This is a genomic window from Roseateles oligotrophus (genome assembly GCF_025717515.1).
Classification (GTDB): Bacteria; Pseudomonadota; Gammaproteobacteria; order Burkholderiales; family Burkholderiaceae_C; genus Paucibacter_A; species Paucibacter_A oligotrophus.
In genome coordinates, this window is the sequence record NZ_JAJIRN010000003.1 from 119,502 (window position 1) to 143,969 (window position 24,468).

Consider the following 24,468-nt stretch of genomic DNA (forward strand, 5'->3'; position numbering starts at 1 on the left):
GGGCTTATTGCTGGACCAATTCGAGCCCTTGACTCAGGCCGGCGCGCGGCAACCAGTCGAACAAGGAATCGGCGGTGATGGTTTCGATGTGACCGGCCAAGCGCCTGGCCATCGGGTGATCGTCAAACGCGACATTGGCCATGCCGACGCGGGCGCCCAGGCGGGTGGCGGTGGACAGCTGCAGGTCGCTGGGGCGGTAGCCCTTCGCCTTCAGCCAGCCTTGCGCCGCGGCGCGACCCTGCAGCTCCGGTGCGGCCGCGCTGGCCAGCGTCTCCAGCACCCATTGATTGCTCTGCTGATAGGTTTGCGCCCAGGCGTAGGCCACCATGCTGTAACGCGGCTCATGCAGCGCGCTGGCGCGGCCGTTGTCGCGCAGCACCGGCAGCAGCGCGGCCTGCAGCTCGGGCTTTAGCGCGACGTAGGCGGCCGCATAGCGATGCGGGCGGTCAAGGAAGAATTCGCCCAGACCTTGCCGATACAAATCGCCCTTGGCGCTGCCGCATTGATTGAGCTTGTGCAGCACGCGCCAGACCGGCTTGCTGTCCAGCTGTTCGCGATAGGCGAAGCCGAGATGCGACCATTGCACGCCATACTTGCTCAGGTCCTGACCCGCCCGCGCCAACACCAGCACCTGCGCACCGCTGGCGTCGAGTTGACGCGCCGTGGCCTGGGCCAGATTCATGCCGCGCTCGATCTGCAGAGGGCTGAGCGGCTTGTCCTCACAAGACCTGCCGGCCAGCGCCGGGCCGGCGAGCGCCAGCAGGGGCAAGCAGGCGGCCAGTCGGCTAGCCGATTTCATCAGCGGGTGACGCGTTCGTTATAGAGCAGCGAGGCACCGATCTCGTTCGGAATGAAGGCGATGGCAGCACCGGCGGCCGAGAGCACATAGCCGCTGCCGATCACGCTGACCACCACCGCCGTGCCGACCGAGAGGGCCGCGCCGGCCAGCAGTTGCGAAGCGAACATCACGCTGACCCTTGCGCCGTCCGAGGCCCGTTCCAGCACCCAGACCGTGCCCTTGGCCGTGGACTCGATTGCGACCACGGTCAGGCTCACGCCGGCCGACAACAGCAAGACCGGCGCGGCCACCGAGATCGCCACCGGCAGCATCGACAGGGCGCTGGCCTCGGAGGCGGTGGACTGCGCTTGAGCGCCCGTCTGAGCCAGTGGGCTCAGGAGCAAGGCGGCGATCAGGGTTAAAAGTGGCTTGCGTGATTGCATGAGCGTCTCCATGAGCAGCTATCGGGTTGGTTGCCGACAAAACCACCGGAACTTCGGGATTTCGGAATTTCGATCAGGGGCGGCTTTTGCCTGGCGGGCTGAGTTCTTGCTGCCCATCTTGTCGCATGTCGCGTCCGCGAAGGGGAAATCCGGCCATGTGGCCGCTCGCGCGCCGCCCGGTATTGAATTCCGCTACCGGCTTGGCCCTGCCTGCTTCAAGCCTGCGCCGAAGTGAACAAGGCCTGGAAGCGCTGCAAATACTCGGGTGCACGCACGAACACATACAAGCTAACGACCAGATTGGCCAGACCAACCGCCAGGAACAGCTCGGGGATGGTGAAACCAAAACTGCCCAGCAACACGCCGGCCAGCAGCGAGCTAACGATCATGAACAGCGCATTGAGAATATTGTTGGCGGCGATGATGCGGGCGCGGTGGCTGGGCTGCGAGCGCAGCTGGATCAAGGCATACATGGGCACGCTGTAGAGGCCGGTGAACAGCGCCAGCAGGCCCAGGTCGGCCAGTACCCGCCAATGCTCGGGGTGCGAGAAGAACTCGTTCAGGCCCATCAGCACCGGCTTGGTCGACAGGCCACGCGAAGCGAAGTAGAGGTCGATGGAGAAAAGCGTCATGCCGATCGCCCCGACCGGCACCAGGCCGATCTCGACCGAGTGCCGCGACAGCCGCTCGCACAGCAACGAGCCGATGCCGATGCCGAGCGAGAACATCACCAGCAGCGCGGTGGCCACCTGCGCGTCACCATGCAAGACCTCTTTGGCAAAGGCCGGGAAGCTGCTCAGATAGACCGCGCCGAAAAACCACATCCAGGAGATGCCCAGGAGCGAGCGGAACACCACCGGCACCTCGCGGGACAGCTTCAAATTGCGCCAGGTTTCGGTGAAAGGATTCCAGTTGATCTTGAGCTTGGGGTCGGTGGCCGGGCAGGCCGGAATGAACTGCGCCAGCAAGCGGCCAACCACGGCGGCCACCAGACAGGCGATGGCGACATTGCGTGCGCCGACCTCGGGCATCGCGATCAGCAGGCCGCCGAAGACCTGGCCCAACAGGATCGCCACAAACGTGCCCATCTCGACCATGCCGTTGCCGCCCATCAGCTCGCGCTCGCTCAACTGCTGCGGCAGGTAGGCGTATTTGACCGGGCCAAACAGCGTCGAGTGCAAACCCATCAGCAAGACGCAGGCCAAGAGCATGGGGACATTGGTCGTTAGGTAGCCCCAAGCGGCCAGCGCCATGATGGCCACCTCGATCGACTTGACGAAGCGCATCAGGCGGTGTTTTTCCAGCTTGTCGGCCAACTGCCCGCTGGTGGCGGAGAACAACACATAGGGCAGGATGAACAGCGCGTTGATCAGCAGCCCGGCCTGCGAGGCCGGCAACCAGTCCAATTGGAGCTGGTAAGTAATCAGGATGATGAGCGGGAACTTGAACAGATTGTCATTGCCGGCGTTGAGAAATTGCACCCAGAAATAGGGCGCAAAACGGCGCTGGCCAAGCAGCGCAAATTGACTGTTAGGTTTTTGGGGATTCATTGGTTTACCAAAATTGCCATTGACCGCTGTGTACCACCCAGATGCCGAGCACGCCATTGGTCACGGCATGCGCGATCACGGCCGTCCAGAGCTTGCCGGTGCGGATATAGAGCCAGGCGTAGGCGAGGCCGGCGACAACGGCGCCCAGCCACAGCGTATGCGCCAGCATGAAGACAAAGGTCGACAGCACGATGGCCTTGATGCCGACGCGCCGCGGGTCAACGGTCTCGAATTTCGGTCTCTCGACCCAGCGCATCAAGAAGCTGCGCCAGAACAACTCCTCCATCACCGGCACGATCAGGGCGGCGCCGCACCAGCGCAGCGCGATCAAGGGCCAGATCAAGCGGCCTTGCTCATCCAGCGGCAGGAAGCTGGCGGTCGGCTCGCCGAGTTGCATCCAGGGCGCATCGAGATGGATCCAGAGTCCGAACACGATGACGCCGACGGCCACGCTGAGTAGCGATTCCCGCACGCTCGGGAAGTTCTGGCGGGTCAGCTCGCCGTAATCGAGCCAGAACCAGGCCAGCAAGCCGCCGACCACCAGCACGCTGACGCCGTAGACATAGCGTGGGTCCAGGCCGGAGCTTTCCGGCAAAAAACCCCGCAGGGCCAACAGGGCCATGAAGGCGGCAAATGGAATAGAGCGGGCCAGAGCGGCGGGGCTGAGGTTCATCGTGGGTCTTGCTCGCGGCGGCCGCGTCGGAACGGAAGAGGCCGCAAGCCTACCTTGATTTGATGACAAACCCAGCAGTGAAAGCCCCAGTTCGGGGGGCGAGCCGGCTCAAGAGCTGCGCTGCTCCAGCAGGAAGTTAGCCCCATCGTACTGGCCGAGCTTGTCGACCAGATAAGGCATGCAGGCCTGCAGATCGTCATGCAGCGTGAACGGTGGGTTGATCACGAACATGCCGCTGCCTAGCATGCCAAAGCCACGGATATCGGATTGCTGCTGCACGGTCAGGCGCACATGCAGCCAGCCCTTCTTTGCGCTCGCGTCGGCGGCGGCCTTGAGCCGCTGCGCCAGTTGTGCCGATTCCAGCAGTTGCAGCTGCGGATACCAGATCAGGAACACACCGTCGGCGAAGCGCTCGAGGCCTTCGCGCACGGCGGTCAGCACCTTGGCGTAGTCGGTCTTCAACTCATAGGACGGATCCATCAGCACGACGCCGCGGCGCGAGGGCGGCGGCAACTCGGCGCGCAGCGCGGCGAAACCGTCTTTGTCGCTGACCTGGGTATGGGGTCGGGTCGACAGATAGGTTTCCAGAATACGGAAATCGGTGGGGTGCAACTCATGCACGCGCAGCCTGTCTTCTTCGCGCATGATCAAGTTGGCGATGCCGGGCGAGCCTGGGTATTGGCGCAGCTGGCCGTCGGTGTTGAAGGCGCGCACCAGCTCCATATAGTTGGCCAGCGGCGCGGGCAGGTCTTTGGCGTCCCACAGGCGCGAAACACCCTGCACATACTCGCCCTTTTTCTGCGCGTACTGGCCTTCGATCGAATAGCCGCCGGCACCGGCGTGGGTGTCGACCAGCGTGTAGGGCTTGTCTTTTTCGCCCATATAGCGAAGCACCTGAGTCAGGATCAGGTGTTTGAGAACATCGGCATGGTTACCGGCGTGGAAGGCGTGTCTGTAGGCGAGCATGGGCGAATTTTAGGCTGTGTGGCCGCCTTCAAGGATATTGAATTGCGCCGGGGTGCAGGGGCGGGCGAATCAGCGGGCTGCTGGCGCGTGGATGTTGATACTGCCGCGTCGGCCTCAACTCGGCCGCCAAGCTCACCGCGCTGTTGCGCAAGGGCGATAGTGTCGGCAGCGCGTAGCCGCTGGCGGCGCCCAGCTGATCCAGGTTCAGCCGCGGGTTGTGGCGCCATTCGCCCAGCGCATCGTCCCCGAGGCTGCCGGCGCCGGCGATCAAATTATTGATGATGCGCACCCGCACATCGGCCTTCGAGACGCGCAGCAGCGGGCTGTTGTGCGGCCGCAGATTGACCAGGGTGTTGTGAATCAGGTCGAGCTCGTTGCGTGGCCAAACATAGCCCTCAACGCCATAGGAAATCATCAAGGGGTTGTCGGTCTGCGCGTTTTGATCCAGCACATTGCCCATCACCGTGGCCTGGCCGCCGTTTGGGAATTCCAATTCATAACTGGCCGTCCCGCCGGCTTCGTCGCTCAGGCGGTTGTAGAGAATCAGGTTCTGCGCTGCGCGGCTTTTCAGCAGATGACCGCGTTCGGCGTGATGAAAATAGCAGGCGCTGACCGTCAGCCTGGCGATGCGGCCGACGTAGAGCAGGTGGCTGAAGGTGTTGTCGCGGTGGCCGTAGGAGAACTCGCAACCTTCGAGTTCCAGCCGGGCCTGCTCGTCGTTATTGGTCAACAAGCCCATTTCGCAGCGCGTGAAGCTGCAGTCGCGCACCAGCAGCGAGCCGGTCTCGAAGCGAATGCCGGCGCCGATGCCGTCGGGCACCTTGGCGTCGATGAAGTCGAAGCCGCTGATCTCCACGCCTCTGCCGTTGACGACAAAAATGCCCTTGCCGCGCGCATGTGCACCTTGCGCCAGCAAGCGAACGCGGCCACCCACGGCGACCAGGCGCAAATGGTTTTGCGTCCAATTGGCCACATCGCCGACATAGTCGCCGGCCTGAACCTCGACAAGGTCGCCATCACGCGCCAGCCGAGAGGCTTCGGCCAGGCTGTGTATCGACTCATTGGGGCCGACGCGCAAGACTCGGGCGGGCGCAGGCCAAGCGCGCTGCAGGGGGCTTAGCGCAAAGGCGGCCAGCAGGCCACGGCGAATATGGTGATCGGGTTTCATGGGCTTGGCGGAGTCTAGCCTTGGCGCGACCAAGAAAATCCGTATAGGCTCTTCACCTTTGCAAAACCAGCCCATTCAATGCCCAGCCTCTTCGACCCCATCCAAATCGGCGATCTGTCGCTCGCCAATCGCATCGTCATGGCGCCGCTGACGCGCAGCCGCGCACCGGGCCTGGTGCCCAATGACTTGATGGTCGAGTATTACCGCCAGCGCGCCACGGCCGGCCTGATCATCAGCGAGGGCACGCAAATCTGCGCCGAAGGTCAGGGTTACTTCGATACGCCCGGCATCCACACGCCGGAGCAAGTGGCCGGCTGGCGGCGCGTCACCGACGCCGTGCATGCGGCGGGCGGCAAGATCGCCGCGCAGCTTTGGCATGTCGGACGGATCTCGCATTGCGATTTCCAGCCCGAAGGCCGAGCGCCGGTCTCCAGCACCGCGCGCGCCGCGGTCGGCAACGCACGCACACCAACAGGCGTCAAGCCGCTGTCCACGCCGCATGCGCTGAGCACGGCCGAGGTCGGCGCCGTAGTGCAGCAATTCGCCCATGCCGCACGCTGTGCGATGGAGGCGGGCTTCGACGCGGTGGAGGTGCATGGCGCCAACAGCTATCTGATCGATCAATTCCTCCACGACAGCATCAATGACAGAAGTGATGTCTATGGCGGCTCGCTCGAGAACCGGGCGCGCTTCGTGTTGGAAGTGATGACGGCGGTGGCCGGGGCCATCGGCGCCGGGCGCACGGGGCTGCGCCTGAGTCCGGTCAACTTGGCCAGCACGCCGGCCGGTTGCGACTCACAGGTGCAGGCGCTGTACAACCATGTGGCCGAGCGACTCGCGCCGCTGGGCCTGGCGTTTTTGCATGTGGTGGAGGGCCAGACCGGCGGTGAGCGCGACGCAACGCCGTTCGATTACCAGGCCATGCGCGAACGTTTCGGCGGCCCCTGGATGGTCAACAACGGTTACAGCCGCGAGATGGCCTTGAAGGCGGTGGCCGAGGGTCGCGCCGATCTGGTCGCCTTTGGGCGCGCCTTCATCTCCAACCCCGATCTGGTTCGCCGCCTGCGCCTGAATGCCGAATTGCAGCCGCTGGAGCGAACGACCTTGTATGGCGGCGGCGCCCAGGGCTATACCGACTATCCGAGTTTGTGAGCCACCGCGGCGGCCTCAGCCTCGCCGCATCTTGGCTCGGAATAGTTCCGAGATCGTGAGCTCGCGCGGGCCGGCCAGCAGCTCAAAGCTCTCGCCGGCCCCTATCGTCCCCGGCGTTTGCACGGCCAGGTAGAAGCCGCACCAGGCGCTTTCGCTCATCAGCTTGACGGCCTTGTTGAAACCCATCACCGCGTTGAACTTGAAGCAGGGATAGCGCGGCTCGCTGACCAGCAGCTCGCAGTCGGCAAAACGCAGGCGGTCGCCGATCCAGACGTCTTTTTCCAGCAGCCCGGCCAGCGTCAGGTTCTCGCCCATCGCGCCGGGCGCCAACGCTTCGTCCCAAGCGGCCACCTTGGCCTGCGCCCGCACCGTTTGCCAGAAGGCGTAATGCTCGTTCGGGTAGGCGTAGACGGCCTTGCTCAGGCCGCCATGCACGCTCAGGTCGGCTTGCTCGTCGCCCTGCAAACCCAGCGGCTGCACCGCGACGGTGCCGCTCACCGCTTGTTTTCGAATCCCGCTTTGCACGGTTTGACCGTCCAAGGTCTGCAGGATTTGGGCCTTGGTCACATTGATGCTGATCAGTTTCATGACCCGGAGTGTGACAAAAGTCGCGGCAACTTGCTTTGCGAATCTATCCGGGCATGACTTCATTCTGCAAATGCATAACCACGGGTTCTCCGGAAGTTACGGCATGGTTACATTGCGGTGACAATTGCGGACCCGCAGCAAAAGCGGCTGCGGTTTTTGTATGGTTTGACCGAGCGAGGTGGAGCACAAGCTCCGCCCGGCACAGTGCGATCAGCGGCATTTGGTCAAGTTCGAAGGTGAAGTTCTCGAAATATGTGAGCGCTCGCCTACGGGTTTGACCAAATTTTGCTTTTATATTGAAGGAACGACCATGAACCAACCCGTGATGGAAGGGCTGCGCTTGAATGTGCCGGCTTACGTAAAACACCAGCGCTTGATCGGCTGGGTGGCCGAAGTGGCCGCGCTGACCCAAGCGCGCGACGTCTACTGGTGCGACGGCAGTCAAGCCGAATACGACCGCCTATGCACCCAATTGGTGAACGCAGGTACATTCAAGAAACTGAACCCGGCCAAGCGCGCGAACAGCTATTTGGCCTGCAGCGACCCCAGCGATGTCGCCCGCGTCGAAGACCGCACCTATATCTGTTCGGCCAACAAGGAAGACGCCGGCCCGACCAATAACTGGATGGCCCCGGCCGAGATGCGCAGCCTCTTGCAAACCGGCGACAAGGCGCTGTTCAAGGGCTGCATGCGTGGCCGCACGCTCTATGTGGTGCCCTTCAGCATGGGCCCGATCGGTTCACCTATTGCGCATATCGGCGTCGAGTTGTCCGATAGCCCTTATGTGGCCGTCAATATGCGCACGATGACGCGCATGGGTCGGGCGGTGTTGGACGTGTTGGGCAGCGACGGCACTTTTGTGCCCTGTGTTCATACCGTGGCCGCGCCATTGGAAGCCGGTCAGGCAGATGTCAAATGGCCGTGCAACCAGACCAAATACATCGTGCATTTCCCCGAGACGCGCGAAATCTGGTCCTATGGCTCCGGCTATGGCGGCAATGCCTTGCTGGGCAAAAAATGCTTCGCCTTGCGTATCGCGTCGACCATGGGCCGTGACCAAGGCTGGCTGGCCGAGCATATGTTGATCCTGGGTGTGACCTCGCCCGAGGGCAAAAAATATCACTTCGCGGCCGCTTTCCCGAGCGCCTGCGGCAAGACCAACTTCTCGATGCTGATCCCACCGGCCGCCTTCGACGGCTGGAAGGTCACCACCATTGGCGACGACATCGCCTGGATCAAGCCCGCCGCCGATGGCCGCCTCTACGCGATCAATCCGGAAGCCGGCTATTTTGGCGTCGCCCCCGGCACCAACACGCTGACCAATTTCAACTGCATGGCCAGTTTGAACCAGGACGTGATCTTCACCAACGTCGCCTTGACCGACGACGGCGATGTCTGGTGGGAGGGCATGACCGACACAGCGCCGGCCCATCTGATTGACTGGCAGGGCAAGGACTGGACGCCGGCAATCGCCAAGGAAACGGGCGCCAAGGCCGCGCACCCGAACGCCCGTTTCACCGTCTCGGCAGTCAACAACCCGGCGCTCGACGCCGAATGGGACAACCCGGCCGGCGTGCCCATCGATGCCTTCATCTTCGGTGGCCGCCGTTCGACGACCGTGCCCTTGGTGACCGAGGCGCGCGATTGGATCGAGGGCGTCTATATGGCCGCCACCATGGGCTCGGAAACCACCGCGGCTGCGGCCGGCCAACAAGGCGTGGTGCGCCGTGACCCCTTCGCGATGCTGCCCTTCATGGGCTACAACATGAGCGACTATTTCCAGCATTGGCTGGACATGGGCGCCAAGCTGGCGGCTGGCGGCGCGGCCTTGCCCAAGATCTACTGCGTCAACTGGTTCCGCAAGGGCGCGGATGGCAAGTTCGTCTGGCCCGGCTATGGCGAAAACATGCGCGTCCTGAAGTGGATGCTGGACCGCGTCGAAGGCACGGGGGTCGGCGAGGAGCATGCGTTCGGCGTCACGCCGCGCTATCAAGACATCAACTGGAACGGCCTGGACTTCACGCAGGAGCAGTTCAACATCACCACCCATATCGACAAGGCGGCTTGGGGCGTGGAGATGAAGTTGCACGAGGAGCTTTTCCAGCAACTCGCCCACCATCTGCCCGCCGAACTGCCCGCGACCAAGCTGAAGATCGAAGCTCGTCTGGCCGCGGAATAGGTCGTAGCGATAGAAGCTTCAGCCAGTAAAAAAGCCCGCTTGATCAAGCGGGCTTTTTTACTGGGCGGCTGCTGCGGCCGAGGCTTGCTTCAGCGGCGGCAGTTGGCGGCGCGCAATTCGGCCGCAAACGAAGGCATGCTGGTTTCGTATTGCTGGGCCAGAGCCAGCAACTCGCGTTCGGCGCGCGCTTCGGCAGCGACTGCCATGCGAGCCTTGACAGACGAAATCGCGTTCATCCACAGGCGTGCGCCGATGAAGGTGAACGAGCCGCTGTGGCGGATATTGCGGCTCAGTGGCAGGCCGAAGGTTTGGGTAGCGACGCTCATTGCATGTCCTTATTTGGGTGGCTTTTTGGGCCGATGTGGCATTTTCGGGTAAACCCTAGGCCTCGACAAATGAATTGTTTGAATCGAAGATATGAAAACTTCGAATATCAAGGGTTGGGGCAATGAACTTTCGCAATCTCGATCTGAACTTGCTGAGGGTCTTTGATGCGGTGATGGCCGAGCGCAGCCTGACCCGGGCGGCAACCCGTTTGGCGATGACGCAGCCCGCCGTGAGTCATGCGCTGAAGCGCTTGCGGGAAGCTTTGGGCGAAGAGCTGTTCGTGCGCCAGGCCTTTGGCATGAAGCCCACGTCGCGAGCGGAAGGCATGTGGCCCGAGGTTCAACTGATATTGCAACGCTTGCAGGCGCTTTTGGCGCCGGGTGAGTTTCAGCCGCAGAAGGAGGAGTACACCTTTCGAATCGCGATGGCAGACGCGACCGCAGCCTTGTTGCTGCCACCCTTGGTCGCGCAGCTGGAAGAGGTTGGGGCCTTGGCCAATGTGCATGTGCTCCCATTGGCGACCCGCGATCCGCGCGCCTTGTTGGATCAAGGCGAAGCCGATTTTGCGGTCGGATATTTTCCCGGCGCGGTGGCTGCGTTGCGCGCTCATGGCGGCCAGTCGGTGATCCGCCAGCACCGGCTCTACGACAGTGAATATGTCTGCGTGATGCGGCGAGCCCATCCCTTGGCGCAACAACCATTGGATCTTGATGCGTTTTGCGCCGCTCATCATCTCTTGGTCAGCTTTTCGGGTCGGCCGCATGGCTTCGTCGATGAGGCCTTGAACGCCATGAACCGCAGCCGACGCATTGTCTTGACGGTCAATCAATTTTTTACCGCCGGGCGGGTGGTCACCAAGTCCGATCTATTGACCGTCTTGCCCGCCAAGTTTGTGGAGGCGACCGGCTACCAGGAGCAGCTGATCGAACGGCCCTTGCCGGTACCCTTGTCCAAGGTGCATGTGGACATGTTGTGGCATCTGCGCAGCGAGAGCCGAAGTGCCCAGCAATGGATGCGCGAACGTCTGATTGAAGCCGCAAGACGCGCGCAGGCTGGCGTCGAAGTGCGAACTGCGGCGACAATTGCAAGATGAGCATCGACCTGACCGATACCGAGTTCGCTGAACTCGACGAACTTCTTGCCACCACGCCCGAGCCGCTGCAAGCGCTGGATGCCTCCATGCTGGACGGTTATCTATGCTGCGTGCTGGTGCAGCCGCGTTTGATTGACGTGGATGAGTGGCTGCCGAATATTTTTGACTATGACGGCGGCGTGCTGCCGGATGATGTCGACCCGGTCTGGCTGGCGCGTATTCGCGAGCTGGTCGAGCGCCGCCATGTGGCCTTGAATCGCCAGATGGTTGAAGACGGCTGGTTTGATCCGGTCGTGCTGGATCTTGAAGAGTCGGCCGAGCCCGAGCCCATCCCGGAGGATGAAGACGCTGAAGCGAAGCAGGCCCGCTTGACCTACGAAGGCATGAGCCTGATTTCGCGCACCTTGATGCCCTGGGTTGCAGGATTCCAGCATGGGGCGCTGTGCTTTCCCGAGTTGATGGACATGACCGACGATGCGGTGATGGCGGCTCTGGCGCGCCTGTACCGTCATTTGCCGGCCGAGACCCATGAAGAGCGGGAAGTGGTCGCCACGCTGGATCGCGAGCATCCGTTGAAGGACATTGACGAGGCGGTCGAAGAATTGGTCGTCACAGTGGCCGACCTCTGCGACCTGACCCAAGAGCAGCGCTACCGTGTCGAGACCCTGCGCCGTGAAGGCCCCAAACTGGGTCGCAACGATCCTTGCCACTGCGGCTCGGGGCGCAAGTACAAGCAGTGCCATGGGGCAAACTAATGACATTGAGTGACAGACCGCCCGAGCGTAGCGAGTAGCTCTGTCGCCAACAAATTAGATTGCGCATTTGAAAATCCAACTCCTGTCGGACCTCCATCTGGAGACCGAGGCCTTTTTGCCGCAGCCCGCGCCGGGTGCCGACTTGCTGGTGCTGGCCGGCGATGTCGACAGCAGCTGGCGTGGACTGCAGCTGTTCCGCGACTGGCCGGTGCCGGTGCTGTTCGTGCCCGGAAACCATGAATACGACGGCCGCGACTTCGACCTCGCTTGCGCCGGCCTGCATGCCTTGGCCGATGAGCTCGGCTTCACCATGCTGGACAACGCCAGTTGTGTGCATACCGATAGCCAAGGCAGGCGCGTGCGCTTTGTCGGTAGCACGCGCTGGAGCGATTTCGATGTTTTTGGGCCCAGCGAGCGGGCCCGAGCGATGCGGGCGGCCAGCTATTTCCAGCGCATGATGGCGGCCAGCCGAGATGGCCAACCCTTCGATGCAATAGCCGTGCGTGCCGAGGCCTTGAATTGCCGTGAATGGTTGACGCAAGAACTGACTCTGGGCGATGTATCGGCCGCTTGGGATGCAACGGTGGTGATTACTCACTTTGCTCCCAGCCTCCGTAGTGCAGATCCGCGCTACGGAAAGCAGCCCGGCACGGCCAGCTTCTGCAACGATGACGAGGCGTTGTTCTCACAGGCCCGCCTATGGTTGCATGGCCATCTGCATTGTCAGCATGACTATCTGTTTGAACGCGCCGGCGGCGCCACCCGTGTCATCTGTAACGCCCGCGGACACCAACGCAAGGGCGAACCGGCGCGCTTTGAGCCAGAGCTATTGATCGACGTATTTGCAACTCTAGCTTGACCGGTATCAATTCGGCAGTCTGTGTCTATGTCAGACTGAGTCACTCGGAGTAATTTCAGCAAAGGAGCGGATATGAAGATATTGGTCGCCGTTGACGGCAGTAGCTACACCAAACGTATGTTGGCCTACTTGGCCGCGCATGATGAATGGCTGGGGGGCGCGCATCAGTACACCGTTGTGCATGCCGTGCCGGCAGTGCCTCCGCGAGCCGCTGCGGTGCTCGACAAAGATTTGCTGAAGGGCTACTACGCCGATGAAGGCGAGAAGGTTTTGAAGACGGTGCGTAGCTTTTTCGGCAAACAGGGTATTCAGGCCGAATACATCAACAAGGTCGGCCCGGCTGCGGATCTGATTGCGGCCACGGCCGACAAGGGCAAATTCGACTTGGTGATCCTGGGCTCACATGGGCACAGCTCGATCGGCAATTTGATCATGGGCTCGGTCGCCACCAAGGTGATGGCGCATTGCAGCGTGCCGGTGTTGCTGATCCGCTGACGAGTCTTAGGAGCCGCTGCGCTTGCTGAGCCAGGCCAGTGGCGACTCAAGGGCCGTGCGAGCGCGCTGCGATTCCAACTCCACTTCGGTGACGCTGGCGCGGTAGTCATCACCGTCTTCGAGGCTGGCTTCCATGCCGAAGGCGGTGCCCAAGTCCGCCGGATCTTGCTCCTGCGACGGCGCGGGGCTGCGGCGAAAGAAACGTAATGATGGGGCGAATCGCATATCAAACCTCGCTCTCGGACTATGGCAGGGGAAGCATCGCCCTGAACTTCAGTGTGCTTGATCGCGCGCCGCTTCGAATCACCAATTTGGGTGGTCTAAAAGGCCTAGTTGTGAAAAAGACACGGCGAAAACTCTGAGAAGATGCCGGCTCCCCGCAACTCAGGGGGGGGGCAATTAAGGGAATAACCCCATATCCTACTTTTGTGGGTGGTGTTTGAGTTTCGAGTTGGTTATGCTCCGCCTCCCCTGATGCCAAATTCATCACGGGACTTTCACGCATGAATGCATTACTTTTGAAGTGGCTGACCGCAGGCATTATTGGCTTGGTGGTGTGCAGCGCGATCTGGCTTGCGGGGTCGCTGAAGATGAATCCCGCCGGTGTGCCTTATCGCTTGGCGGCTGCGGCCGGCTCAACGCAGAATTTCCGTAGCGTCGAGCGGACGCCTCGGCCGGCCGAATATGCTGCTTCTGCGGCTACACGGCGTGTTGTAGAGCTGCGCTGAACCAAGATTTCAGGCCAGCGCCGTTTTCGCGCCCCGCGCAAGTGCTTGGCCGATTTGGTCGAGCAAGGCCACCCGAGTCGGCGCCGCCACCAGGTCGGAGAGCAACTTCCACTGGTGCCAATAGAGCGTGACATCCACGCCCAAATCGGGTCGTAGCGCCACCAGGTCGCCGCTGGCGATCAACGGCCTGGCCTGTAACTCCGGCGCCACGCCAACCCCCCAGCCCATGCAGACCGCCCGCACATAGGCGTCGCTGGACGGCACATAGCGCTCCTGCAAACGCGGCGCCCGCACCCCGAAGGCCTTGGCCACCCATTGCACCTGGCAATCGTCCTTGCGATTGACCACCAAAAAGGGCGTGCTCGCGAAATTGCCAGCGTTGAGGCCTTCGGGCAACTGCGCCCGCATAAAGGCCGGACTGGCCACCGCCACATAGCGCATCACGCCCAGGGGTTGGACCAAGCAGCCACGCAAGGCCTGGCGCACCGTGCTGATGCAGCCCAAGACCTCGCCTTGGCGTAACCAGTCATGGGTGAAGTCCTGGTCATCGACGACCAACTCAAGGCCGAAACCCTGCTTCAGACCCGCTTGCACGACCGAATCCAGCGCGGGCAAGACCCAGGTCGCCAGGCTGTCGGCGTTGACCGCGATGGCAATCCGCTCATTCGGCGCAACTTGCCCACCCAACTCGCGCGCCACATCGGTGCGCAAGGCTTGCAACTGACGGGCGAAGCGCAGCAAGACCTTGCCCGGTTCGGTCAGTCGTAATGGCCGTGAGCGCACCACCAATAGCTGCCCGACCTGCGACTCCAGGCTGCGCAGGCGCTGCGAGACCGCACTTTGGGTGATGCTGAGGCGCTGGGCGGCGCGCTCAAAGCTGCGCTCATCGGCCAGGGCGGCCAAGCAATCAAGGGCGGCGGAGTCTAGGTCTTTCATAAGTAATGCTAATGTATCCAGAGAAATAGTAATTTTCCTTCTGGTTTTACCTGAGCATGCCGACAATCCGCCCTCCATCGGTGATGAATGCGTGATTGGCCTGCAGTCCCTGCGCGACTTTGCCGATATCCATCTTTGGACTGCAAGACCGATCAATCGACCCGCCTCGGGTTCCTTGGAGTTGCTATGAAAGTCGTCGTTTTGGGAGCCGGCATCATCGGCATCAGCACCGCCTGGTATCTGCTCGAGCAGGGCCATGAGGTGACGGTGGTCGACCGCCAAGCCGATGCCGCGCTGGAGACCAGCTTCGCCAATGGCGCGCAGATTTCGGTCAGCTTTTGCGAGCCCTGGGCGAACGCGGGGGCGCCGTTCAAGGTCGCCAAATGGCTGTTGCGGGATGATTCGCCGCTGCTGTTTCGCCCCAGCCTGGACCCCAAGCAGTGGATCTGGGGCCTGAGTTTCTTGACTCAGTGCACGACCGCAGCCTTCGAGCGCAATGTCGAGCAACTGGTGCAACTGGGCCGCTACAGCCATGAGTCGCTGAAGACGCTGGTGGCGCAGACCGGCATCGAGTACGAGCGGCTGGAGCGCGGCATCCTGCATTTCTTTTCCTCGCAGGCGGACTTCGAGGCCGGCGCCGCCGGTGCCGAAATCATGCGTCGTCACGGTGTTGACCGCCGCGTACTGAACCGCGCCGAGGTCTTGAAGATCGAGCCGGCGCTGGCCACGTTCGGCAACAACATCCACGGCGGCACCTTCACGCCCAGCGATGAGTCGGGCGACGCCTGTGTGTTCACGCAAAAGCTGGCGCGCCTGTGCGCCGAGCGCGGCGCCAAATTTCTGTACGAGCACGACATCCTGGCCTTGTCCCGCAGCGGCCAGCAAGTCGATGCGGTGCAAATCGCGTCCATCCGCAGCGGCAAGAAGAGCGAGTTGAAGGCCGATGCCTTTGTCGCCGCGATGGGCTCGTACACGCCGGCCTTGCTGCGGCCGCTGGGTGAGTTTTTGAATATCTATCCGGCCAAGGGCTACTCGGCCACCATGAAGCTCAAGAAGCCCGAGCAGGCCAGCGTCGTCAGCCTGCTTGATGACACCCGCAAGATCGCCATTTCGCGCCTCGGCGACAGCATCCGCATCGCCGGCACCGCCGAACTCTGCGGCTTTGACTCCGACCTTGATCGCCCGACCTCGCGCACCCGTTGCGAGGCCTTGGTCAAACGCTATGAAGAGCTGTTCCCCGGCGTCGCGGACTTGAGCGAAACCAATTACTGGACCGGCCTGCGCCCCAGCACGCCGACCAATATCCCCTACATCGGCCGCAGCAAAAAGGCCGGCAATCTGTGGATCAACGCCGGCCATGGCACCTTGGGCTGGACCCATGGCGCCGGCTCCGGCCATGCGATGGCCGAGTTGATGGCCGGCCGCCGCCCGCCGCTGGAATTTGGTTTCTACGGTTCCGTGCTTTGATAGCTTGACAGGGTCGTAGCGAAGCGAAAACGAGCCGGGGCCGTACAATCCGGCCCCCATCCGTTGTCCCTGCCCATGCCTGCTTCGCTTTCCAGCCCCTCGTTCTGCGCCATTGACTTTGGCACCTCCAACTCCGCCATTGCGATCCCGCGTCTGGACGGCAGCGGCGGCATGCGCCTGGTGGAACTGGAGGCCGGACAGCCGACCATGCCGACGGCGGTGTTCTATTACGTCGAGGGCAAGCACGACGCCGACGGCCCGCCGCGTGCTTTTGGACGCGCCGCCGTGGCGGCCTATGTTGAAGGGGCCGACGGGCGGCTGATGCGCTCGATGAAGAGCATCCTCGGCAGCGGCCTGATCGACCAGACCACCGATGTCGGCGGCGGCCGCGGGGTCAAATACTCGGACATCTTGTCCGGCTACCTGAAGCGCCTGCGCAACTCGGCGCTGGCCGCCGGCGCGCCGGCCCCGCTGAACAAGCTGGTGCTGGGCCGGCCGGTATTTTTTGTCGACGGCGAACCCAAGCGCGACGCGCAGGCGCAGGCCTCGCTGGAAGCCGCTGCTCACGCGGTCGGCTTCGATGATGTGCACTTCCAGTTCGAGCCGATCGCGGCGGCGTTCGACTTCGAGCAGCACAGCGAGCGCGAGCAAATCGTGCTGGTGGCCGACATCGGTGGCGGCACTTCCGACTTCTCGGTCGTGCGCGTGGGCCCCGAGCGCATGAAGCGCGTCGACCGGCGCGACGACATCCTGGCCAACCACGGCGTGCATATCGCCGGCACCGACTTCGACCGCCATGTCGAGCTGGCCAGCGTGTTGCGCGAATTCGGCTACCGCTCCTATGGCCCCGAGCGCCCCGGCGCGCCGGCTCGTGAAGTGCCCAGCGGCGTCTATTTCGACCTCGCGACCTGGCATTTGATCAACACCGTCTACAGCCCCGGCCGCGTCGCCGAGCTGCGCAATATGCGCAGCTTTTACGGCAATATCCAGCATCACCAACGGCTGATGACGGTGGTCGAAGATCATCTCGGCCATGAGTTGGCCGGCCGCGCCGAAGCGGCCAAGATCGCCGTCGCCAATGGCGGTGACACCGTCATCGACCTCGGCGTGGTCGAGAACGGCTTGCAGATCGAGCTGTCGGAAGCCGCCGCAGTGGCCGCCATCGGCCCCGATATCGAGCGCATCGCCCAGGCCGGCCGCGAGGCGGTGGCGCAAGCGGGCTTGAAGCCCGAGCAAATCGACGCGCTCTACTTCACCGGCGGCTCCACCGGCCTGCGCTTGCTGGCCGAGCGCATTGCCGCAGACTACCCGACGGCTGTGCTGGCGCGCGGCGACCGCTTTGCTTCGGTCGCGACGGGCCTGGGCCTGCACGCGGCGAGGTTGTTCAGATAACTGCTAAATTGCGCGCTCTGCTTTGCCAAAAAGAGATCGCGCACCCATGAAGAAACTCTCCCTGCTGGCCTTGGCCTCGACCTTTTTGTGGGCGCCTTGCCGCGCCGTCGAGCCTTCAATTCCACAGCAATACCAGCAGCCTTCGGCCGAGGTGCGCGCGGTGCTTGATGCCAAGGCCCTGCCCACGCATCAGCTGTCGCCCGACCAGCGCAGCTTGGCGATCGTCGGGCTGCAACGCCACCGTCGTATTGCCGAGTTAGCTCGCCCGGTTCTGCGCCTGGCCGGCAAGCGGATAGACGCAGCGGCAAGCGGCCCGCAGCTGATCACGGCCATCGAATCGCTGAAACTGCGTGACTTGACGCAAGCGGGGGCGCTTGAACGTGAGGTCAGCCTGCCGACCGGTGGCGCTTTTCATCAGCTACGCTGGTCGCCCGATGGCCAGCGCTTTTTGCTCAATCGCCGCACGGCCAAGGCGACCGAGTTGTGGGTCGGTGAGGTCGCCAGCGGCAAGCTGCGGCAACTCAAGGGCGTGCAGCTCAACCAGGTGCTGGAAGGCGAGTTGGTCTGGCTGAGCGCCGATGAGATCATCGCCCTGACGGTACCGAGCCGACGCGCTAAGGCGCCTCACTTCGATGCCCCGACCGGCCCCGCCATCCAAGAGGCCATGGGCCGCGCGTCGCCCGAGGTGACGCGCCAGGACTTGCTGAAGAACAGCCAGGACGAGGCGCTCTTCGCGCATGCCGCCAGCTCGGTGCTGCGGCGCATCCATCTGGGCACCGGCGCCTCGCAGGAGCTGGGAGAGCCCGCCCTGTTCGTCAGCCTGGAGCGTGTCGGCGGCAGCGTCGTTCAGCTCTTGACCGAGCGCCTGCAGGCGCCGTTCAGCTACCAAGTTGGCTGGCGCGACTTTGGCCATCGGGTCGAGCTGCGCGATCTGAATGGCAAGATCAAGCGCGAATTGGGTGCCATCAAACTGCGCGAGGGCGTGCCTGTCGAGGGCGTCATCACCGGCCCGCGCGAATATTGGTCTTCGCCTCATGCCGATGCCGCGATCTTCTGGGTCGAGGCCCTCGACGGTGGCGACCCTAACGTCAAGGTGCCGCAGCGTGATCGCTTGATGCGGCTCGACCCGCCCTATCTGGGAGCGGCCCGCGAGGTGCACCGCACGGTCGGTCGCCTGGCCAGCCTCGGCTTCGCGGAAACGCCCGAGCGCGCACTCGTGACCGAATATGACCGCGACCGCCGTTGGCTGGCGGTTGATCTGCTTTCGCTGGATGCCTCGGCTCCGCCGCAGCGCCTGCAGAATCGCTCAATGCGGGATCGCTACGGCGACCCCGGCCAGCCCTTGATGCGTGTCATGGCCAATGGTCGTACCGTTGTGCGGGTCGATGGCGGTGAGCAGCTGTTCTTGATTGGCCAGGGTGCCGGCCCAGACGGTGATCGGCCCTTCATCGATCGCCGCAGCCTTGCCGATGGCAGGACGGAAAGGCTGTTCCAGTCCAGTGCCGTTGATTACGAGCGGCCGATCAGCATGCTTGCCGATGGTCGCTTGTTGAGCAGTCGTGAGAGCGCGGCCGAGCCGCCCAATCTGCGCCTGCGCAGTGGCATTGGCTTGGCGCAGGTGCAGGCCGTCACCCAGCATGCCGACCCAACGCCGCAGCTGCGCAGCATTAAGCGCGAGCTCGTCAAGTTCAAGCGGGCCGACGGCGTCGAGCTGTCCTTCTGGCTCTATCTGCCACCCGATCACAAGCCGGGCGAGCGCCGCCCGACCTTTGTCTGGGCCTATCCACTGGAGTTCAGCGACAACTCCACAGCCGGCCAAGTGAGTGGCTCCAGCAGTCGCTTCAACAGCTTCGGCGGCAGCAGCCCGCTGATGCTCTTGCTCGACGGCTATGTGGTGTTGATGGATGCAACCATGCCGGTGGTCGGCGAGCCCAAGACAGTCAATGACAGCTTTGTCGAACAGATCACGGCGAATGCCCAGGCCATCATCGACAAGGCGGTGGACCTGGGCGTCAGCGAGCGCTCGCAGATGGTGGTCGGCGGTCATAGCTATGGCGCTTTCATGACCGCCAATTTGTTGGCCCACACCGATCTGTTCAAGGCCGGCATCGCCCGCAGCGGCGCCTACAACCGCAGCTTGACGCCCTTCGGTTTTCAGAGCGAGCGGCGCAGCTTCTGGGAGGCACAAGACGTCTATCTGCGCCTGTCCCCGTTCAACTATGCCGACAAGCTGAAGGAGCCGATTCTGTTGATCCACGGTGAGGTAGATGACAACCCCGGCACCTATCCGATCCAGAGTCAGCGCCTTTATCAAGCGCTGGCCGGCACCGGCGGCCATGTGCGTTACGTGAGCTTACCGTTCGAATCGCATGGCTATTCGGCGCGTGAATCGCAGGGCCATGTGCTGCGCGAGATGAGCGACTGGATGAAGCGGCAGACCCGTGACCCGCGCGCACTGCCCTCGGCTCAGTAGCGCCCTCTTGGCGGTGGGCCGCGCCTTGCCGGTGGCTTCTGCGCCATCGGCTTGGCCTGCGGCCGCGACACGTCGGCCAGCATCAAGCAGGCGCTGACCAAGCTTTCGACGGCTTCTTCCAGATCCTTGGCCGGCTCCAGCGATTCGATTTCTTCCAAAAGGTCGTCGGCGTCTTCCAGGTCTTCAGGATCGATGTGACGGAAGATCGCGGCCAGCGGTTCAAGCAGATCGGCGGCGTCTTCGCGCATCAAGTCGGGGAAATGCTCGCAGGCGAGCGAAAAGCCAGCCACCCAGGGGAATAAGGCGTCCGAAGGATTGCCGTCCACATCGCCGTCAAGCTCATCGTCGTCTTCGGCTTCGTTCTCGAACTGCGCCGTGCTTTCGTCTGCGTCGTCGTCTTCCAGTTCAAACACCCAGGGATCAAACCATTGGCGCTGGGTGATGGCTTGGTTCAGTTCCTGGTAGCGGCGCTTGACCAGACTCATCAGCGCGTGGCTGTCAAAGCCGGCCGGGGGGGGGCGGCCTTCGTCGCTGTCCAGAACATAACGCGACCATTGAAATGCCGGCACCGCCTTGGGTTGCAACAAGACGCCGACCAAGTAACCATCCAGCATGCTGACATCGAGCGGATCAAGCGGCGCGGGCACGGCGTCCAGCAGGGTTTGCAGTCGGTCCAGTTCGGTCTCGCTCAAGGGGCGTATCGCGGCCGGTGCGCTGGGCTGCGCTGTCGGACGAGTCGGTCCATTGCGAGCCGGCCCGGCCGATGCTGGCCGTCCCCCGCTGTTGCGGGGCGCTGCAGTTGCGCGTGATTGGGGCGGGCGCGATGCCGGTGGACGGGGGGGTTTCTTTTCTTGACTCATGGCGCTATTGTCCGGCCGAATCGCCGGTTACAAGAAATTGCTGAAGACTGCTGCGGCCCCGGCTCGGTATCCCACTCTTTGGGGATGTTCGAAGCGAACCCGAAGCCCTACATTAATTCCCAAGCGAGTCATGTAACCAATGTCTTGTGTCAGTCCCAACGACGTCCTCTTTATTGAGGACTTTCAGCGCCCACCCGGCTTTGCTTGGTGGGCGTTTTTTTAGGGCGCGAATCCTGTGGCGAAGGATTTGCGCAAATGCTGAATCAAGAGCACCAGTGGTCGCGGGGCCTGATTGCTCCAGGGGTAAACGGCGTAGATCGCGTCACCAAAGAAGCCGACCGGCCGCCAGTCGGGCAAGACTTCGACCAGCGCGCCGCTGCGCAGCGCCGGGGCGGCCGAGAAGTCGGGCAGCAGGGCCAGCCCCAAGTCGTCCAATGCCGCATCGCGCAAGATCTCGCTATTGCTGGCGCGCAGCGGGCCTTGCACGGGGATGCGCAGGCGCTGCGGCTCCCCGTTGCCTGCCTGTTCAAACAGCCAAACCGCCGGGCCCGGGCGCAGATAGGGCAGGCAGGCATGCTCGGCCAATTCAGCCGGGTGTTTGGGCTCGCCTTGGGCCAAAAGATAGGCGGGGCTGGCGACGAGCAAGGCACGCGAAGCACAGAGCTTGACGGCGACATGGCTGTCCGGCGGCGCGGTGCAGTGGCGGATGGCCAGATCAAAACCCTCTTGCGCCAGCGGCACCAGCCGATCCGAGAGCTCCAGTTCGATGCGAATCTGCGGGTATTGCTTGAAAAAAGTGCTCAGGCAAGGCGCCACATGCTGGCGACCCAGCGCCACCGGCGCGGTCACGCGCAAGAGCCCGCGCGGCTGGCCAACCGCGTCGCGGGCCGCGCCCAGCGTGCGGGTGATGTGGGCAAAGCTGGCCTCGGTTTCTTCCACCAAGCGCTGGCCGGCCTCGCTCAAGCGTACCGAGCGGGTGGTGCGCGCGACCAGGCTTTGCCCCATGGCGCGTTCCAGTTCGCTGATGCGCTGGCTGACCGCCGCTTTCGATAGGCCCAGGCGCTGCGCCGCCTTGGTGAAACTGCCGAGTTGCGCGATCACGGTCAGCGCGTGCAGCTGACCCCATAAGACATCGTGGCGCAGATCGCCGGGATTCGGGCTGGTGCTTGTTCTTGCCATTGTTCATTTTATCGAACAATCAAATCGTCAAACCAGGATTGGCAAGCGGCGCCATGCTGCCTAGACTGCAGCCATCCCAAGGAGACCTCAGATGACCGCGCCTTACACCAGCCAGCAAGACCTGACCCATTTCATCAACGGCAAGGCTCAAGCCGCCACTTCCGGCCGCAGCCAAGCGGTCTACAACCCGACCACCGGTGCGGTGGCGCGCCAGGTGCAACTGGCCAGCCAGGACGATGTCAATGCGGTGGTGGCGGCGGCCCAGGCCGCCTTCCCGGCTTGGGCGGATGCGCCGCCGCTGCGCCGCGCCCGCGTGATGTTCAAGTTTCTGGAACTGGTCAACGCGCACAAGGAAGAGTTCGCGGCGATGCTGACCGCCGAGCATGGCAAGGTCTTCACCGACGCCTTGGGCGAGGTGGCGCGTGGCATCGACATCATCGAGTTCGCCTGCGGTGCGCCGCAGCTGTTGAAGGGTGATTTCACCGAGCAGGTTTCGACCGGCATGGACAACTGGACGCTGCGCCAGCCGCTTGGTGTCGTTGCTGGCATCACGCCGTTCAACTTCCCCTTCATGGTGCCGATGTGGATGGCGCCCTTGGCCATCGTGACCGGCAATGCCTTCATCCTGAAGCCGAGCGAACGCGACCCTTCGCCCAGCCTGTTGATCGCCGAGTTGTTCAAACAAGCGGGTCTGCCGGACGGCATCTTCAATGTGCTGCAGGGCGACAAGGTGGCCGTGGACGGCCTCTTGAACCACCCCGATGTGAAGGCGCTGAGCTTTGTCGGCTCGACGCCGATCGCGCAATACATCTACGCGACCGGTGCCGCTAAGGGCAAGCGCGTGCAGGCACTGGGCGGCGCCAAGAACCATATGGTGGTGATGCCGGATGCCGACATCGAGCAGACCGTCGACGCGCTGATCGGCGCCGCCTATGGCTCGGCCGGCGAGCGCTGCATGGCGATCTCGGTGGCGGTCTTGGTCGGCGATGTGGCGGACAAGATCGTGCCCAAGCTGGCCGAGCGCGCGCGCGCCTTGAAGATCAAAAACGGCATGGAACTGGACGCCGAGATGGGCCCCATCGTCACCCGCGAGGCGCGCGACCGCATCGAGGGCTATATCGGCATCGGCGTGGAAGAAGGGGCCAAGCTCTTGGTCGACGGTCGTGGCCACAAGGTGACGGGTTACGAGGACGGCTTCTTTACCGGCGGTACCTTGTTTGACCATGTCACGCCGGCGATGCGCATCTACAAGGAAGAGATCTTCGGCCCGGTTCTGGCCTGCGTGCGCATGGCCGACTTTGCCGCCGCCGTGCAACTCGTCAACGAGCATGAATACGGCAATGGTGTGGCCTGCTACACCAGCGACGGCAATGTCGCGCGCGAGTTTGTGCGGCGCGTGCAGGTCGGCATGGTCGGCATCAATGTGCCGATTCCGGTGCCGATGGCCTGGCATGGTTTTGGCGGTTGGAAGAAGAGCCTGTTCGGCGATATGCATGCCTATGGCGAAGAAGGCGTGCGCTTCTATACCAAGCAAAAAAGCATCATGCAGCGCTGGCCCGCCAGCGTCGCCAAGGGTGCGGAGTTTGTGATGCCGACCAGCAGCTAAGCCTTTACTTCGCTGCCTACTTGGTCGCCGGATCCCAATGCTCGGCGATCAAGCCGTTTTCGATGCGGAACATATCGAACCAGGTGCTGCTGTATTTCTTGCCCGGCTCTTTGGGGTCGGGCAGCTCCTGCACAAAGGCCAGCACCACCTTGTCGCCTTCGGCAACGATGCTCACCAGCGGCGCTTTGACGCGCGCTTCAATCGGGCTGGGCTTGACGAATTTGGAGAACAGGTTCACGAAGCCGGCGCGGCCGGTGGGCACGCCGGGGTTGTGCTGAATATAGTTTTCGGCCAGGTATTTGTCGGCCAACTCCATATGCCCGCCTTCGAAGACCTCGCGCCAAAAGTCGTAGACCAGGCGCTTATTGGCCGCGGCCTTGGCATCGCTGCTGGCCAGCAGGCGGGCATGGTCGGCGTCGGCCGTCACAGGGACCTGGGCGTACGCCGGTAAGGCCGCAGCAACAGCGACCGTGATGGCGAGCGCAGTGACTCGAAAAAGACCGAGAGATTCACGATGAATGAGTGACATTGAAACTACCTTTTGATGACATACAGACAGGGCCGCGGCTCTGGAGCCCGCGACGGACGCAATCTTAGGCAGGGCCAGCCCAAGCCCCAAGCCGGATGCGATGGAAGGCTGCAAGGCGGCCTTGACCGGGCGGATCTTTCGCCTGAGCCGCAGCCGCGATGCAGTGCGCTGGCGCAGCAAAAGAGTCAAACAGAGTTTGAGCCGAATCAGCCTCCCTCATTCGCGGGCTCAGCAATTGCACGCCAATCGGCTACGCTTGCGCCCTGGTCAAG

At 62.9% G+C, this 24,468-nt stretch carries 23 protein-coding genes and 1 pseudogene; 11 read left to right on the forward strand and 13 right to left on the reverse strand.

Translation table 11 applies throughout. The features are described 5' to 3' along the window. Positions 1–4 precede the first annotated feature (4 nt). The 6 genes and pseudogenes from LNV07_RS06615 to LNV07_RS06640 all read right to left on the reverse strand — a co-directional run bounded on the left by LNV07_RS06615 (position 5) and on the right by LNV07_RS06640 (position 5,578). Positions 5–799: a DUF2145 domain-containing protein gene (locus LNV07_RS06615; protein WP_263570390.1), complete on the reverse strand. Its 795-nt coding sequence runs from the start codon at positions 797–799 to the stop codon at positions 5–7. Then, positions 799–1,221 carry a hypothetical protein gene (locus tag LNV07_RS06620; protein WP_263570391.1) on the reverse strand — a complete coding sequence of 141 codons (423 nt, stop codon included), beginning with the start codon at positions 1,219–1,221 and terminating at the stop codon, positions 799–801. Before LNV07_RS06620 ends, LNV07_RS06615 begins: the two co-directional genes overlap by 1 nt. A gap of 239 nt (positions 1,222–1,460) precedes the next feature. Beyond that, positions 1,461–2,771: pseudogene (locus LNV07_RS06625) on the reverse strand (MFS transporter); the annotation flags it as partial. 4 nt (positions 2,772–2,775) lie between these two features. Further along, positions 2,776–3,444 carry a CAAX prenyl protease-related protein gene (locus LNV07_RS06630; protein WP_263570392.1) on the reverse strand — a complete coding sequence of 223 codons (669 nt, stop codon included), beginning with the start codon at positions 3,442–3,444 and terminating at the stop codon, positions 2,776–2,778. 108 nt (positions 3,445–3,552) lie between these two features. Beyond that, the gene (locus tag LNV07_RS06635; RefSeq protein ID WP_263570393.1) at positions 3,553–4,410 is read right to left on the reverse strand and encodes a 23S rRNA (adenine(2030)-N(6))-methyltransferase RlmJ; all 858 of its coding nucleotides are present in this window, start codon (positions 4,408–4,410) and stop codon (positions 3,553–3,555) included. Between the two features lie 28 nt (positions 4,411–4,438). Next, on the reverse strand, positions 4,439–5,578 hold the full coding sequence (locus LNV07_RS06640; protein WP_263570394.1) for a right-handed parallel beta-helix repeat-containing protein: 1,140 nt from the start codon (positions 5,576–5,578) through the stop codon (positions 4,439–4,441). 78 nt (positions 5,579–5,656) lie between these two features. On the opposite strand from LNV07_RS06640, the gene LNV07_RS06645 reads away from it, so the two are divergent. Continuing rightward, on the forward strand, positions 5,657–6,730 hold the full coding sequence (locus tag LNV07_RS06645; RefSeq protein ID WP_263570395.1) for an alkene reductase: 1,074 nt from the start codon (positions 5,657–5,659) through the stop codon (positions 6,728–6,730). Between the two features lie 15 nt (positions 6,731–6,745). On the opposite strand, the gene LNV07_RS06650 is transcribed toward LNV07_RS06645, so the two are convergent. Further along, entirely contained in the window at positions 6,746–7,318 is a 573-nt protein-coding gene (locus LNV07_RS06650) for an MOSC domain-containing protein (protein ID WP_263570396.1), read from the reverse strand. Positions 7,319–7,628: 310 nt separating this feature from the next. Between LNV07_RS06650 and LNV07_RS06655 the strand changes: the two genes are divergently transcribed. Further along, positions 7,629–9,497: a phosphoenolpyruvate carboxykinase (GTP) gene (locus LNV07_RS06655; RefSeq protein WP_263570397.1), complete on the forward strand. Its 1,869-nt coding sequence runs from the start codon at positions 7,629–7,631 to the stop codon at positions 9,495–9,497. Between the two features lie 89 nt (positions 9,498–9,586). Here LNV07_RS06655 and LNV07_RS06660 read toward each other — a convergent pair whose 3' ends face one another. Beyond that, entirely contained in the window at positions 9,587–9,823 is a 237-nt protein-coding gene (locus LNV07_RS06660) for a hypothetical protein (protein ID WP_263570398.1), read from the reverse strand. 122 nt (positions 9,824–9,945) lie between these two features. Between LNV07_RS06660 and LNV07_RS06665 the strand changes: the two genes are divergently transcribed. The 4 genes from LNV07_RS06665 to LNV07_RS06680 all read left to right on the forward strand — a co-directional run bounded on the left by LNV07_RS06665 (position 9,946) and on the right by LNV07_RS06680 (position 13,026). Then, entirely contained in the window at positions 9,946–10,917 is a 972-nt protein-coding gene (locus tag LNV07_RS06665) for a LysR family transcriptional regulator (RefSeq protein ID WP_263570399.1), read from the forward strand. Then, positions 10,914–11,672 carry a UPF0149 family protein gene (locus tag LNV07_RS06670; RefSeq protein ID WP_263570400.1) on the forward strand — a complete coding sequence of 253 codons (759 nt, stop codon included), beginning with the start codon at positions 10,914–10,916 and terminating at the stop codon, positions 11,670–11,672. The genes LNV07_RS06665 and LNV07_RS06670 overlap by 4 nt, the downstream gene beginning before the upstream one ends. Positions 11,673–11,739: 67 nt before the next feature. Continuing rightward, complete coding sequence (locus LNV07_RS06675) at positions 11,740–12,531, forward strand: metallophosphoesterase (RefSeq protein WP_263570401.1); 792 nt, start codon at positions 11,740–11,742, stop codon at positions 12,529–12,531. 72 nt (positions 12,532–12,603) lie between these two features. Continuing rightward, positions 12,604–13,026 (forward strand): universal stress protein, encoded by a 423-nt coding sequence (locus tag LNV07_RS06680; protein ID WP_263570402.1) that lies wholly within the window; start codon positions 12,604–12,606, stop codon positions 13,024–13,026. A 6-nt stretch (positions 13,027–13,032) separates the two neighbouring features. Here the strand turns inward: LNV07_RS06680 and LNV07_RS06685 are convergent, their stop codons facing one another. Next, complete coding sequence (locus LNV07_RS06685; protein WP_263570403.1) at positions 13,033–13,251, reverse strand: hypothetical protein; 219 nt, start codon at positions 13,249–13,251, stop codon at positions 13,033–13,035. Positions 13,252–13,529: 278 nt separating this feature from the next. On the opposite strand from LNV07_RS06685, the gene LNV07_RS06690 reads away from it, so the two are divergent. Next, positions 13,530–13,754, forward strand: a complete 225-nt coding sequence (locus tag LNV07_RS06690) for a hypothetical protein (RefSeq protein ID WP_263570404.1) — start codon at positions 13,530–13,532, stop codon at positions 13,752–13,754. Between the two features lie 9 nt (positions 13,755–13,763). Here the strand turns inward: LNV07_RS06690 and LNV07_RS06695 are convergent, their stop codons facing one another. Beyond that, positions 13,764–14,690 carry a LysR family transcriptional regulator ArgP gene (locus LNV07_RS06695; RefSeq protein WP_263570405.1) on the reverse strand — a complete coding sequence of 309 codons (927 nt, stop codon included), beginning with the start codon at positions 14,688–14,690 and terminating at the stop codon, positions 13,764–13,766. Between the two features lie 186 nt (positions 14,691–14,876). Here LNV07_RS06695 and LNV07_RS06700 point away from each other — a divergent pair, with 186 nt between their 5' ends. The 3 genes from LNV07_RS06700 to LNV07_RS06710 all read left to right on the forward strand — a co-directional run bounded on the left by LNV07_RS06700 (position 14,877) and on the right by LNV07_RS06710 (position 20,022). Beyond that, positions 14,877–16,157 carry a D-amino acid dehydrogenase gene (locus LNV07_RS06700; RefSeq protein ID WP_263570406.1) on the forward strand — a complete coding sequence of 427 codons (1,281 nt, stop codon included), beginning with the start codon at positions 14,877–14,879 and terminating at the stop codon, positions 16,155–16,157. Positions 16,158–16,232: 75 nt separating this feature from the next. Further along, positions 16,233–17,549, forward strand: a complete 1,317-nt coding sequence (locus LNV07_RS06705; RefSeq protein WP_263570407.1) for an Hsp70 family protein — start codon at positions 16,233–16,235, stop codon at positions 17,547–17,549. 46 nt (positions 17,550–17,595) lie between these two features. Continuing rightward, on the forward strand, positions 17,596–20,022 hold the full coding sequence (locus tag LNV07_RS06710) for an alpha/beta hydrolase family protein (protein WP_263570408.1): 2,427 nt from the start codon (positions 17,596–17,598) through the stop codon (positions 20,020–20,022). Here the strand turns inward: LNV07_RS06710 and LNV07_RS06715 are convergent. Both LNV07_RS06715 and LNV07_RS06720 read right to left on the reverse strand, forming a co-directional pair. Beyond that, the gene (locus LNV07_RS06715; protein WP_263570409.1) at positions 20,016–20,714 is read right to left on the reverse strand and encodes a YecA/YgfB family protein; all 699 of its coding nucleotides are present in this window, start codon (positions 20,712–20,714) and stop codon (positions 20,016–20,018) included. The two genes, LNV07_RS06710 and LNV07_RS06715, sit on opposite strands and share 7 nt — an antisense overlap. A 387-nt stretch (positions 20,715–21,101) precedes the next feature. Next, positions 21,102–22,061, reverse strand: coding sequence for a LysR substrate-binding domain-containing protein (locus LNV07_RS06720; RefSeq protein ID WP_263570410.1), 960 nt, complete (start codon positions 22,059–22,061; stop codon positions 21,102–21,104). A 91-nt stretch (positions 22,062–22,152) separates the two neighbouring features. On the opposite strand from LNV07_RS06720, the gene LNV07_RS06725 reads away from it, so the two are divergent. Further along, on the forward strand, positions 22,153–23,667 hold the full coding sequence (locus LNV07_RS06725) for a CoA-acylating methylmalonate-semialdehyde dehydrogenase (RefSeq protein ID WP_263570411.1): 1,515 nt from the start codon (positions 22,153–22,155) through the stop codon (positions 23,665–23,667). A 16-nt stretch (positions 23,668–23,683) separates the two neighbouring features. Here the strand turns inward: LNV07_RS06725 and LNV07_RS06730 are convergent, their stop codons facing one another. Next, on the reverse strand, positions 23,684–24,196 hold the full coding sequence (locus tag LNV07_RS06730) for a nuclear transport factor 2 family protein (RefSeq protein ID WP_263570412.1): 513 nt from the start codon (positions 24,194–24,196) through the stop codon (positions 23,684–23,686). Positions 24,197–24,468 lie beyond the last annotated feature (272 nt).

Bases quoted from the DNA above. Each gene is read 5' to 3' on its own strand.
- LNV07_RS06730 (WP_263570412.1), bottom strand. From the start codon at position 24,196: ATGTCACTCATTCATCGTGAATCTCTCGGTCTTTTTCGAGTCACTGCG.
- LNV07_RS06615 (WP_263570390.1), bottom strand. From the start codon at position 799: ATGAAATCGGCTAGCCGACTGGCCGCCTGCTTGCCCCTGCTGGCGCTC.
- LNV07_RS06635 (WP_263570393.1), bottom strand. From the start codon at position 4,410: ATGCTCGCCTACAGACACGCCTTCCACGCCGGTAACCATGCCGATGTT.
- LNV07_RS06655 (WP_263570397.1), top strand. From the start codon at position 7,629: ATGAACCAACCCGTGATGGAAGGGCTGCGCTTGAATGTGCCGGCTTAC.
- LNV07_RS06690 (WP_263570404.1), top strand. From the start codon at position 13,530: ATGAATGCATTACTTTTGAAGTGGCTGACCGCAGGCATTATTGGCTTG.
- LNV07_RS06660 (WP_263570398.1), bottom strand. From the start codon at position 9,823: ATGAGCGTCGCTACCCAAACCTTCGGCCTGCCACTGAGCCGCAATATC.
- LNV07_RS06705 (WP_263570407.1), top strand. From the start codon at position 16,233: ATGCCTGCTTCGCTTTCCAGCCCCTCGTTCTGCGCCATTGACTTTGGC.
- LNV07_RS06720 (WP_263570410.1), bottom strand. From the start codon at position 22,061: ATGGCAAGAACAAGCACCAGCCCGAATCCCGGCGATCTGCGCCACGAT.
- LNV07_RS06710 (WP_263570408.1), top strand. From the start codon at position 17,596: ATGAAGAAACTCTCCCTGCTGGCCTTGGCCTCGACCTTTTTGTGGGCG.
- LNV07_RS06700 (WP_263570406.1), top strand. From the start codon at position 14,877: ATGAAAGTCGTCGTTTTGGGAGCCGGCATCATCGGCATCAGCACCGCC.
- LNV07_RS06650 (WP_263570396.1), bottom strand. From the start codon at position 7,318: ATGAAACTGATCAGCATCAATGTGACCAAGGCCCAAATCCTGCAGACC.
- LNV07_RS06630 (WP_263570392.1), bottom strand. From the start codon at position 3,444: ATGAACCTCAGCCCCGCCGCTCTGGCCCGCTCTATTCCATTTGCCGCC.
- LNV07_RS06645 (WP_263570395.1), top strand. From the start codon at position 5,657: ATGCCCAGCCTCTTCGACCCCATCCAAATCGGCGATCTGTCGCTCGCC.
- LNV07_RS06680 (WP_263570402.1), top strand. From the start codon at position 12,604: ATGAAGATATTGGTCGCCGTTGACGGCAGTAGCTACACCAAACGTATG.
- LNV07_RS06640 (WP_263570394.1), bottom strand. From the start codon at position 5,578: ATGAAACCCGATCACCATATTCGCCGTGGCCTGCTGGCCGCCTTTGCG.
- LNV07_RS06670 (WP_263570400.1), top strand. From the start codon at position 10,914: ATGAGCATCGACCTGACCGATACCGAGTTCGCTGAACTCGACGAACTT.
- LNV07_RS06620 (WP_263570391.1), bottom strand. From the start codon at position 1,221: ATGCAATCACGCAAGCCACTTTTAACCCTGATCGCCGCCTTGCTCCTG.
- LNV07_RS06695 (WP_263570405.1), bottom strand. From the start codon at position 14,690: ATGAAAGACCTAGACTCCGCCGCCCTTGATTGCTTGGCCGCCCTGGCC.
- LNV07_RS06685 (WP_263570403.1), bottom strand. From the start codon at position 13,251: ATGCGATTCGCCCCATCATTACGTTTCTTTCGCCGCAGCCCCGCGCCG.
- LNV07_RS06725 (WP_263570411.1), top strand. From the start codon at position 22,153: ATGACCGCGCCTTACACCAGCCAGCAAGACCTGACCCATTTCATCAAC.
- LNV07_RS06665 (WP_263570399.1), top strand. From the start codon at position 9,946: ATGAACTTTCGCAATCTCGATCTGAACTTGCTGAGGGTCTTTGATGCG.